Raw genomic sequence first — 11,091 nt, forward strand, 5'->3', positions numbered from 1 at the left:
AAAAGCCAGGTATCGAGGTTTGAAGAAGAATGACAATAAACTGTCTACTTTATTTGCCCTGGCGAATATTGTTCGACTGGATCAAATGATCCGGGCACAGGGTTAGTCCGCCCTGAAGTCACGAAAGTGGCTAAATATCATACAAATAAGGGGTTGAGACCTCTGATTTCAGTCCTACTTCGAACTCGATTCAAGAAGGGAAGTAAATTAGAGGTTATTCGCAGGTTCCCTAATTTGGCATACTGCCTAATGCTGGCCACTTCTTTGGTGAGGGTAGAATCACGTAGGCTGGGGTGAAAAAAGCATTATGGGCCCAGCCAACCCGTCGGGCCTGATCATCCAGTACAGAGTTTTTAACCAGCCACCGCACATCTTCGCTAGTAAGCTGCTCAACCAAAACAGGACCTACCTGAGTCAAACTGCAAACTTCTTTCTGGATTCGAAATTGCAAAATCTTTGAACTCTTTCTGTTCTTCAAGGAGATGGTGAAATCGATAGGATTCACAGACCAGTAGATATTGGCCAGAGAGACATAGCCAGTCAGCTGCTTCACTTGCAGGAGGTTAGTACTGTAACCATTAGGCCTGAATACACTGCGGTCAATTCGGCTTTGCTTGAACTGAAATTGATTCTGGATGGAACCATTGGTGATTTTAAGTTTGAGGATATCCCACCCCTCAGCCAGCATCACATTAACAGACCCACAGAGATAATCATTTGCCGAATAGTAGCCAGTAAAAGTTTCAGCCGCATTGGTGACCAGGCTACTGATTTTTCCCCGGGTAAATATACTTTCAGAATCAGATGCAAAGCAGGATTGCAGGAAAAAGCCAGCAAGCAATAACAAAGTTTTAGAAATCATGGCATCCATGCCTGAGAAAATTCATCGAATATAGAAAATATAGCCTTCTTTCATGAGCTTTCGCTCCATCATGCTAGAATCGCCTTCATTATTTTGCCCCGGCATCCCTTTTGCTGACCTCATTGGTATAGAGAGCTCAGGCAAACGGCTTTTCTTAACTTACTGGCTTTTCAGGAAAACCGGATGAACAAGGAAAAAAGGACACAGATTTTTACCCGGTTGCGGGACCAGAACCCCAACCCGACGACGGAATTAAATTATTCCTCCTCGTTTGAGCTTTTAATCGCCGTAATTCTGTCAGCCCAGGCCACCGATGTGGGTGTAAATAAAGCCACTGACAAATTATTTCCGGTAGCCAATACCCCCCAGGCCATTTTTGATCTGGGGATTGATGGCTTGAAGGAATACATCAAGACGATCGGCCTGTTTAATGCCAAGGCTGAGAATGTCATCAAAACCTGCCGGATTCTACTGGATCAACATGCCAGCGAAGTACCGGACACCCGTGAAGCCCTGGAAGCGTTACCCGGTGTAGGCCGAAAGACCGCCAACGTGGTTCTTAACACAGCTTTCAAACAACCTGCGATGGCTGTAGATACACATATATTTCGGGTTTCCAACCGCACCGGTATCGCTCCAGGCAAAAACGTTCTGGAGGTTGAAAAAAGACTGGTGAGACTGGTTCCCAAAGAATTCCTGCTGGATGCCCACCACTGGCTGATTCTGCATGGTCGTTACGTCTGCAAAGCCAGAAAACCCCAGTGCGGCAGCTGCATTATTGAAGACCTCTGTGAGTTCAAGGAAAAAACCTCCTGACGAACAAAATCAGGCCAAAGTGGTACAATCAACACTCAACGCGAAGAAATTATACTCAGGTCCTATTACCTGAGCCCTAACGAAAGAACAGACAAGCCGCACATGACCCCTACAATTGAACTTGCCATAGACCTGATTCAGCGTCCTTCCGTCACCCCCGAAGACGAAGGTTGTCAGGATCTGATGATCAGCCGACTGGAGCCCCTGGGCTTCAAAGTGGAAAAGCTGCGGTTTGGCGAAGTGGAAAACATCTGGCTGCGCCGGGGTGATTCAGCGCCGGTTCTTGCCTTCGCAGGCCATACCGACGTAGTGCCCACAGGGCCTGTAGAAAAATGGGACAACCCTCCCTTTTCTCCCTGCGTTGATGAAAATGGCATGCTATTGGGACGTGGTGCCGCCGATATGAAGGGCAGTCTCGCCGCCATGGTAACCGCCTGTGAAGCCTTCGTTGCTGAAAACCCGGATCACAAGGGCTCTGTTGCTTTTCTGATTACCAGTGACGAAGAAGGCCCGGCAAAAAATGGCACAGTAAAAGTCATTGAACATCTGGAAGCCCGTAACGAAAAGATTGACTGGTGCATCGTGGGCGAGCCGTCCAGTACTCATCAGGTAGGTGACATCATCAAGAATGGCCGCCGTGGCTCCATGCACGGTCATCTGGTTATTCGCGGTATACAGGGACACGTTGCGTACCCTCACCTGGCAAGAAACCCAGTTCATGAAGTAGCCCTGGCGCTCTCAGAACTGACGGGTGAAGAATGGGATCAGGGCAATGACTTCTTCCCACCCACCAGCTTCCAGATCTGGCATATACATGCCGGTGAAGGCGCCAGCAATGTGATTCCTGGTAAATGCGAAGTGAACTTCAACTTCCGTTTCTCACCTGAAGTCACCGATAAGGAGCTTCAGGAAAGAGTCCTGACGATCCTGGATCAACATGGCCTTGAGTACGATATTGAATGGCATGTCAGCGGACAGCCTTTCCTGACTCGTCCAGGCGCGCTGGTGAATGCAGCTAAGGAATCCATCAAAGCAGAAACCGGTATTGATTCAGAGCTGTCAACATCAGGTGGTACTTCCGATGGCCGTTTTATCGCTCCAACAGGTGCCCAGGTAGTGGAGCTGGGTCCGGTTAATGCTACCATCCATAAAGTGAACGAATGCGTAAAGGCCAGCGACCTTGACGATCTGAGCAGGATCTATCAGGGTATCCTTAAGCGGCTGCTGGCATGATCTCAAGCATCTTTCGACCGTTTTCTAATGCTATAGACCTCTATGAACAACGTTGAAGATATAGAAATTTATGTCAAGGATCTGAGCCTCGAGATAATCCAGAAATGGCTCAAGGCTCACTTTGATGATGTTGAAGTGTTGAGTACAGGCAAGAATGTCAATGACTTCCTGCTTCACAGCAATGATGGTGCAACACCCGTCATGATTGTGACTAATGCTGTGGGGAAAGCCTGGACCAGCATCTGGTTCAAAGCCAATAAAACTCCATGGGAAGATGACATGGCCTGCGCCAGAAGTCTGAATAATTTTGGCAAATGTCGCGTCAGAGCCAATGCAGCGCCCTGGTCTGATGGCGAAGACATGGACGAGTGGTGGCAGATGACAGAAACCGGTGAAGAAAGCACTGTCTCCTGGCCCAATGCCCTCTGAAGTGTTTAAACAGTCAGAGGAAACACTACAATCTACCTCTGGCTGTTTCCTAGACCTACCACAGGATTTATAACTTCCCGATTTACATACGAATTCCGTTCACCCTGAGCTTGTCGAAGGGTCATGGTGCTGGGCTTCGACAGGCTCAGCCCGAACGGGTTTTGAGAGGGTTTCAACAAGAAAGTTAATTTCAGACAAGCCCATAAGCATAAATTCTGACGAAAGTCCTACTCTATCTTGCCAGATATCCACTTTCTTCTTTGCGCCATTGCCTATATTCAAGCTAGAATCCTCGGTTTAACCCGCCTTACTCTGGATGCGTCAAACAGCCTTATGATCAATTTAACGGCTCTCTGACAGAACCACACCCCGGTGGGCGATCAAAATGAAAATATCAGCTTTGTTTCCGATGCTTCTTGAGCAACGAGTAAAGCAGAATTTTCATGATAAAATAGCCATTTACCCTCTTGATTTCAGGCCGCGGCCAGCTCCATGCAGAAACCCAATACTCTCAGTCGCTTTTTGTTTCACAGTTTGAGAAAGCTGTTGTTCACCTGGGTGAGAACCACAGTTCATAACAACACTGCAGAAAGCCTTGGGATTCAGCCCGACAAGCCTGTCTGCTATGTTATTCGCAATCGCTCTCTGTCTGACCTGATGGTGGTTGAACATGAGTGCCGAAAAGCAGGCCTTCCAAGGCCTTACGCCTTTATTCATAAAGATAAAAAGAGCGGTGACCAGGCCTACTTTTATCTAACTCAGCAAAGAGGCGTATTGCTGCAGAGAGAACACCCGGAAGCAGCAGACACTCTGGATAACCTGCTCAGGGAAACGGAAGAACATCCTGAACAGGATGTACAGCTGGTACCCGTCAGCATTTTCTGGGGACGGGCTCCGGATAAAGAGCAGTCAGCTCTCAAGCTGCTGTTTGACTGGAACTTCAGTCTGGGCGGTCGTTTCAGCAAGTTCCTCGCCATTCTGCTCCACGGCAGACAGACCATGGTTCACTTCAATCAGGCCATGTCCCTGAGAGAAATGGCAGACGAAGGACAGGAACATTCACGAACCCTTCGTAAAGTGGGACGAATCCTCAGAGTTCACTTCCGTCAATTACGGGAGTCTGTCATTGGACCAGACCTGTCCCACCGCAGAATTCTGGTGAACGGCCTGATTCATACGCCCCAGATTCGCAAGGCTATTGAAGCAGAAGCTGCAGCCAGAGAGATCACTCTGGTTGAGGCAGAAACCAAAGCACGACAGTATGCCAATGAGATCGCCTCAGACTATTCATACCCTGTACTGCGGTTCATGGATATCCTGCTGACCTGGTTCTGGAACAAACTGTACGACGGCGTATCCATTAACAACGTCGATTCGATTAAAGAGCTGTCCCAGAAGCACAGCATTATCTATGTCCCCTGCCACCGCAGCCACATCGACTATCTGCTGCTGTCATACGCTCTGTACTATGAGGGACTGACACCTCCCCACATTGCCGCCGGCATCAACCTGAACATGCCTGTGGTGGGTACTATTCTGCGTAAAGGCGGTGCCTTCTTCATGAGAAGAACGTTCAGAGGCAACCCGCTCTATAGCGCCGTCTTCCATGAATACATGTATACCCTTTCCAGTCGTGGCTTCCCGATTGAATATTTTGTTGAAGGCGGACGCTCAAGAACCGGCCGTACCCTGAACCCGAAAACCGGCATGCTCTCAATCAGCCTGAGAAGCTTCATCAGAGACAACCGCAAACCCGTCATGTTTGTACCGGTTTATATCGGCTATGAAAAACTGCTCGAAGTCAGCACCTATATGGGCGAGCTCAGGGGCAAGAGCAAGAAAAAAGAATCACCACTGGACGTTGTTCGCACATTGGCCGCACTGAAGGATCAGTTTGGCAAAGCCTGGATAAACTTTGGCAACCCCATCAGTATGGGCGACTTTCTGGATAAAGAAGCCCCACAATGGCAGGACGACCTCTCTGAAGGCTTTAAGCCACAGTGGTTGAAGAAAACAACCAATACCCTGGCGTTTAATATTGCCAGTGAAATTAACTCTGCCGCTGTCGTCAACCCGGTTAACCTTGTAGCTATGGCATTGCTTTCAACACCACGCCACGCCCTGGGTGAACAGGAACTGGTTCTTCTGGTTGAGATCTATCTCAGGCTGCTCAAAAAAGCACCTTACAGTGACAAAACCGTCATCACCGACCTGGATGGCCACAGCGTCATTCGATACGTTGAGAAGCTGGATGTACTCAACAAATTCAGCGATTCCCTGGGAGATGTCTACAGTCTTGATGAAAAGACGGCTGTCATGATGACTTACTACCGGAATAATGTACTGCACATGTTTGCAGTGCCTTCCCTGTTGAGCTGCCTGTTCATCAATAACAGCGCCATGACGCAACGAGAGATTTTCAGGGTCTGCTCAATTCTGTACCCCTATCTCAAGTCAGAACTCTTTTTGAAATGGAGTGAGCGAGGCTTCCTGAAAGTCGTTGGTAAATGGCTGGAAACACTGGAAAGCGAAGGCTTGATCATCAGTGACCACGAAGGTTACTACCGTCAACCAGAATACAGCTCTGCCCAGTACGTCACCCTGACGGTATTGTCCCGGGCCATCGCCCAAACGCTGGAACGCTTCTTTATGGTCATCAGCGTGCTGATCAGTAATGGCAGTGGCAGCATTGAGCAGGAAACACTGGAAAACCAGGGTCGAGATCTGGCACAAAGACTCTCAATCATTCATGGCTTGAATGCCCCCGAGTTCTTTGACAAAGCCTTGTTCAAAAACTTCATTGAGCAGTTAAGACTGAATAATGTGGTCGAGATTACCCAGACCAATAAACTGAACTTTGGACAGGAAGTTAAGATGGTTGCCGACGAGGCATTCAAAGTACTGACCAGTGAAGTGCGTCACAGCATTCTTCAGACGACCATGACCCAACCTGCTCCGATTGAAGAGCATTGATCTGACCCACGGTGAGAATCATGACGTCTTCACCAAGATGAAATGATTCTCGCCGTAGAATACGGATCAGGCGCTCATTCAAACGCTTTTAAAGCATGAATATCGTAGCGGCAGGCTTTCCCTTCCAGCTTATACGTCGGTGAGATATTACCTAACTCCGGGGACAATCTGGGCCTTTTGATCACAACTCGATAGGTTGCCAGCTGCAGAGCTGGCTCCAGAAGTTCATCTGCATCAGGATCTCCTGATAGCAGCGCCTGGAAAACTTTCATTTCCTTTTTTACTTCCGCCGACTTTTCCTTGTGGGGAAACATGGGATCCAGATAAACCACATCAAACTGTTCACCTGCTGCCTGCCTGTCTTGCATTGCCTGCCGACTGTCTTTTTTTATTAAACGCATGCGAGCAGCGATTCCTGAAACTTCCGGATCTTCCATCGCCCTTTTGATCCCATCTTCCAGCAATGCCGCTATTACGGGAGAGCGCTCAATGACAGTTACCTGACAACCCAGACTGGCCAAGACAAAAGCATCTCGTCCAAGCCCTCCGGTGGCGTCCAGGACACTGGGCTTTGCTCCTTTATTCAAGCCGACAGCCTTGGCTATATTCTGCCCTTTACCCCCACCAAACTTGCGACGATGACCGGCTTTACCGCCTACAAAATCAACATGGATCGGCTTTTCCTTCCCGGAAACTCGCTTCAATGAAAGCCTGTCGTCATCAAAGCCCAAAATCAAAGCATCCTCGGTACAGGTTTTCTCTGAAAACCACTGAGCCCCATCGATACTTTCAAAAAGAACATCCAGGTATGCCTGCTTTTCAGGATCCTGATGACTTTGTACATATACAGAACTGGACATTCGTCCTTGCTCACCTCATCTCAAGATGGACAGGATTCTAACATTGGCAGTGTGTTTGAGAACTTGAATTTTTTCAGTTACAGGAGCGCTAAAAGAAAAAAACAGCAAGGCTTTCACCCTGCTGTTTTAGATGGATTAAATAACACTCACAACTGGCGCATTCAATCTGGCTGAGCAACCACTCTGAGATACGGTTTCAGAGTTTTCCAACCTTCAGGGAATTTTTTCTTGGCCTCTTCCTCTGTTACTGAAGGAGGAATAATGACATCTTCACCAGGCTGCCAGTTCACTGGAGTGGCTACAGTGTGTTTTGTCGTCAGCTGGATAGAATCCAGTGACCGAAGGATTTCATCAAAATTCCTGCCCGTCGTCATGGGATAGGTCATCATCAATTTGATCTGCTTGTCCGGTGCAATGATGAATACAGTTCTGACCGTAGCATTAGTGGCAGCAGTCCTGCCCTCAGAAGTCTCACCTGCATCAGCCGGAAGCATGCTGTAGAGCTTGGCAACATTCAGATCTGTGTCACCAATCATAGGGTACTGAGGCAGATAGCCCTGAGTTTCTTCAATATCTCTTGCCCAGCGCTCATGATCATCCACCGGATCAACACTCAGTCCAATTATCTTGCAATTACGGCGCTCAAACTCAGGCTGCAGTCGAGCCATGTAGCCCAGCTCGGTAGTGCATACCGGAGTAAAGTCTTTTGGGTGGGAGAATAATATGGCCCAGGAATCTCCAATCCAGTCATGGAAGCGGATAGAGCCCCGGGTGGTTTGAGCCGTAAAGTCAGGGGCAACGTCATTAATTCTCAGAGTCATATCAATTCCTCAGGCACCGTATTAAGCCAATAAACGAATGTCAGGCGCAGATGCAGTCTTGCTCGACCTGCCCCGAATTACAATCTATGAGAAGTAAAGCTTGTTTAAGCAAATGATCAACTGGAATTTACAGGCTGAAAATGAAGGTATTTTTACAATAAGGAATAAAGTGATTTTTGATTCATTTTTAAGCCACCCATTCCGGGAGAAGGGGTGGCTATGTTCTAACTGGATACAGCCTTCTTTTAAACGACAATAACACCAATCAGAACGGCTCCAAGAATGAAGCGATAAATGACAAAAGGCATCAAGCCAATACGATTAATGAAAGACAGGAAGAAATGAATACAAATCCATGCGCTCACTGCTGCTACAACAGCACCTGAGATTAATACACCCCAATCAACCGGCGCAGTGCTTTTTACCAGATCCAGTGTCAACAGCATTCCGGCTCCCATGATGACAGGGATGGACAGTAAAAAGGAAAAACGTGCCGCAGCTTCACGGGTCAGACCCAGCATCAATCCAGCCGTCATGGTGATACCTGAACGAGACGTACCGGGTATCAGAGCAATAGCCTGGGCAAAACCAATAAACATGGCCTGACGAAAAGTCAGCTTCTCAATAGGCTGAATTTTTTTACCTTTGTAATCAACCCAACCCAGTAAAGCACCAAAAATTAATGTAGTCCCGGCAATGACAGCAATACTGCGCATAGCTTCATCCAACCCCATGGACTTCAGTACAAAACCGATTAAAACGGCTGGCAGAGTGGCAAATATCAGATACCAGCCTAACCGACTGTTAAAGGTTGAACCTTTACCGGCAAGAGAGCCCAGCCAATCCAGGGCAATTCGAATCAAATCCTGACGAAAGTAACCGACGACTGCGACCAATGTACCAATATGCACCGCCACATCAAATGCCAGCCCTTGATCAGACCAACCCAACAACTGGGCAGGTAAAATCAAATGACCCGAGCTGGAAATAGGCAGAAACTCTGTAATGCCCTGAATCAGGGCAAGAATAATAATTTGCAGGCTGTCCACGAAGCCATCCCCCTTTAACTGGGTATTTCAGACATGACAGGTGTTACTGACCCTTTTTGTTAAGGAAATCAAACACTCCTAAGTCATGACTGTTTTTTTGGTAGAACGAACCTTTGTTATCGTTCGCTCTTCTTGAGAGCCACCTTATCCCGGAGATAAACAGGTCTGGCTCTTTCTGCGGGTACTGCAAGCCCTTCTTTAAAGTCGGCCGCAGCCAGAATTGCTATATCTGCAGCTCTTGGATAAGCCTCGGGGAAACAGTTGATGACTTCAGCAGACAGCTGATCCCTGAATTGCCAGCCAGTTCCCATACCCAACCATTGACCCTCACCTTCAGGTTGAATGACTTTTTCAGGAGCAATGACCACCTCGTCTATTACTGGATACATCAATCCGTCTTTTGCCCTGAATGCCCCCCAATAGACTTCCCCCATTCGTGCATCAATGGCTGTCAGTACCGCATCTGAGTGATGAACTCTCAGGCCTTCCTGTGCCAACGCCCTGAGGGTAGACACCTCCACAACAGGCTTTTCGACAGAAAAAGCCAACCCTTGCACCATAGCGGTCGCCACTCTCAACCCGGTAAACGCTCCTGGTCCACGACCAAAAGCCAGTGCATCAAGTTCACCAAGAGTGACATTCTGTTGTTTTAACAGGTTTTCAATCATTGCCAGCAGCTCTCGGCTGTGCCTTCTGGGCAGCAGCTCAAAATGCTCAACGATCTCGCCATCCAGGTTCAGGGCCACCGAACAAGCTTCCGTAGCCGTATCAAGAGCCAGAATTTTCATCTAAATATCTCTGCAGATTCAGGAGTCAGAAAAACTCCAATGACCATCTCATTCAACGGGGCATTATATAGCGACCCACTCGTGAGACAGTATCCTGAAAACGTAAAAAAGGACGCAAACGCGTCCTTTTTCATCAAGCATTCAGCTTCAAAGCAAGTAATGTGCTTATCAGGCAGCTACTGGCTTAAGAGCATCAATCACTTTTGCCTTGATATCGTCAACACTGCCAACACCCTCTACACGGGTATAACGTGTCTTACCTTCAATATTCTGGTAGAAGTTTACCAGCGGAGCAGTCTGGTCATGGTATACACCCAGACGCTTGCGAACAGTCTCTTCTGCATCGTCATCACGCTGAATCAGGTCTTCACCAGTTTGATCATCCTTACCTTCTACTTTCGGTGGGTTGTACACCACATGGTAAGTACGACCGCTGCCCGGATGAACACGTCTGCCAGCCATACGCTGAACAATTTCTTCGTCTTCAACAGCTATTTCAATCACGTGATCGATGTCGACACCGGCTTCACGAAGTGCTTCAGCCTGGGGAATGGTTCTTGGGAAGCCATCAAACAGGAAGCCTTTCGTACAATCGTCCTTGGTAATACGTTCTTGCACCAGTTCAATGATGATTTCATCGGATACCAGTGAGCCGGAATCCATCACAGCTTTTACCTTCAGGCCCAGTTCGGACCCTTCCTTGATGGCTGCGCGCAGTATGTCGCCGGTAGAGATCTGGGGAATACCAAACTCTTCCATGATGAACTGGGCTTGCGTACCTTTACCGGCACCCGGGGCACCCAACAGAATCACTCTCATGAACAGGCTCCTGTCTGACAAGGCTCCGGGAGGCTGACCGAAAATAGCATTCAGCATATATCCGACAGGCTCCTAGCCTCGTTAAGACGATTTTAAAAGGCACAAAGGATATACAGAGAGTCTCGACGTTACAAGTTGAAGTCTCTTCCAATATAAAATGAGCCTGAACAAAAGCCCGGTTTCCAATACGAACTGAGCCTGTAAAGGTCCAGGATGTCGTTCATGATGAGAGGATGAAGATTATCATGAACACCAAACTCATCAAGACCCTGGATCAGGTCAGCGACTTCCTTGAACATGTCCCAGACATAGAACCTGGCTGGGAGTCTAAAGATGAGTGTTACCGATGGATAGAGTTAACTCTCAGTCATTTCCGTTACCGCTCCCTTGGAAAGGCTCAAAAAGGTCTGGTACGCCGCTATGTGGCGACTGTCACGGGTT

12 protein-coding genes and 1 pseudogene are annotated in these 11,091 nt (G+C 48.1%); 6 read left to right on the forward strand and 7 right to left on the reverse strand.

The window, feature by feature from the left end; genetic code table 11:
• Positions 1-106, forward strand: a pseudogene (locus WG89_RS32155) (IS5/IS1182 family transposase); the annotation flags it as partial.
• 123 nt (positions 107-229) lie between these two features.
• Here WG89_RS32155 and WG89_RS15095 read toward each other — a convergent pair.
• Positions 230-862 (reverse strand): hypothetical protein, encoded by a 633-nt coding sequence (locus tag WG89_RS15095; protein ID WP_153301616.1) that lies wholly within the window; start codon positions 860-862, stop codon positions 230-232.
• Between the two features lie 183 nt (positions 863-1,045).
• Here WG89_RS15095 and nth point away from each other — a divergent pair, with 183 nt between their 5' ends.
• From nth to WG89_RS15110, 3 genes are all read left to right on the forward strand, one after another.
• Positions 1,046-1,678 carry an endonuclease III gene (nth, locus tag WG89_RS15100; protein ID WP_062267578.1) on the forward strand — a complete coding sequence of 211 codons (633 nt, stop codon included), beginning with the start codon at positions 1,046-1,048 and terminating at the stop codon, positions 1,676-1,678.
• A 102-nt stretch (positions 1,679-1,780) separates the two neighbouring features.
• The gene (dapE, locus tag WG89_RS15105) at positions 1,781-2,911 is read left to right on the forward strand and encodes a succinyl-diaminopimelate desuccinylase (RefSeq protein WP_062267580.1); all 1,131 of its coding nucleotides are present in this window, start codon (positions 1,781-1,783) and stop codon (positions 2,909-2,911) included.
• A 42-nt stretch (positions 2,912-2,953) separates the two neighbouring features.
• A complete protein-coding gene (locus tag WG89_RS15110; RefSeq protein ID WP_062267582.1) occupies positions 2,954-3,340 on the forward strand; it encodes a hypothetical protein in 387 nt (128 codons plus the stop codon).
• 99 nt (positions 3,341-3,439) lie between these two features.
• On the opposite strand, the gene WG89_RS30370 is transcribed toward WG89_RS15110, so the two are convergent.
• Positions 3,440-3,622: a hypothetical protein gene (locus WG89_RS30370; protein WP_153301617.1), complete on the reverse strand. Its 183-nt coding sequence runs from the start codon at positions 3,620-3,622 to the stop codon at positions 3,440-3,442.
• Positions 3,623-3,832: 210 nt separating this feature from the next.
• On the opposite strand from WG89_RS30370, the gene plsB reads away from it, so the two are divergent.
• Positions 3,833-6,313 carry a glycerol-3-phosphate 1-O-acyltransferase PlsB gene (gene plsB / locus WG89_RS15115; protein ID WP_062267584.1) on the forward strand — a complete coding sequence of 827 codons (2,481 nt, stop codon included), beginning with the start codon at positions 3,833-3,835 and terminating at the stop codon, positions 6,311-6,313.
• A 74-nt stretch (positions 6,314-6,387) separates the two neighbouring features.
• Here the strand turns inward: plsB and WG89_RS15120 are convergent, their stop codons facing one another.
• The 5 genes from WG89_RS15120 to adk form a co-directional block, all read right to left on the reverse strand.
• The gene (locus WG89_RS15120) at positions 6,388-7,173 is read right to left on the reverse strand and encodes a class I SAM-dependent methyltransferase (RefSeq protein ID WP_062267586.1); all 786 of its coding nucleotides are present in this window, start codon (positions 7,171-7,173) and stop codon (positions 6,388-6,390) included.
• Positions 7,174-7,334: 161 nt separating this feature from the next.
• Positions 7,335-7,994 (reverse strand): peroxiredoxin, encoded by a 660-nt coding sequence (locus WG89_RS15125; protein WP_062267588.1) that lies wholly within the window; start codon positions 7,992-7,994, stop codon positions 7,335-7,337.
• Positions 7,995-8,239: 245 nt separating this feature from the next.
• Positions 8,240-9,043, reverse strand: coding sequence for an undecaprenyl-diphosphate phosphatase (locus tag WG89_RS15130; RefSeq protein WP_062267590.1), 804 nt, complete (start codon positions 9,041-9,043; stop codon positions 8,240-8,242).
• A 116-nt stretch (positions 9,044-9,159) separates the two neighbouring features.
• Positions 9,160-9,831: a tRNA (adenosine(37)-N6)-threonylcarbamoyltransferase complex dimerization subunit type 1 TsaB gene (gene tsaB / locus WG89_RS15135; RefSeq protein WP_062267592.1), complete on the reverse strand. Its 672-nt coding sequence runs from the start codon at positions 9,829-9,831 to the stop codon at positions 9,160-9,162.
• Positions 9,832-9,999: 168 nt separating this feature from the next.
• Positions 10,000-10,650: an adenylate kinase gene (gene adk / locus WG89_RS15140; protein WP_062267594.1), complete on the reverse strand. Its 651-nt coding sequence runs from the start codon at positions 10,648-10,650 to the stop codon at positions 10,000-10,002.
• A gap of 245 nt (positions 10,651-10,895) precedes the next feature.
• Between adk and WG89_RS30375 the strand changes: the two genes are divergently transcribed.
• Positions 10,896-11,091, forward strand: a 196-nt coding sequence (locus WG89_RS30375) for a hypothetical protein (protein WP_216638496.1), incomplete at its 3' end; no start/stop codon positions are given.

This window comes from Endozoicomonas arenosclerae (assembly GCF_001562015.1).
Classification (GTDB): domain Bacteria; phylum Pseudomonadota; class Gammaproteobacteria; order Pseudomonadales; family Endozoicomonadaceae; genus Endozoicomonas_A; species Endozoicomonas_A arenosclerae.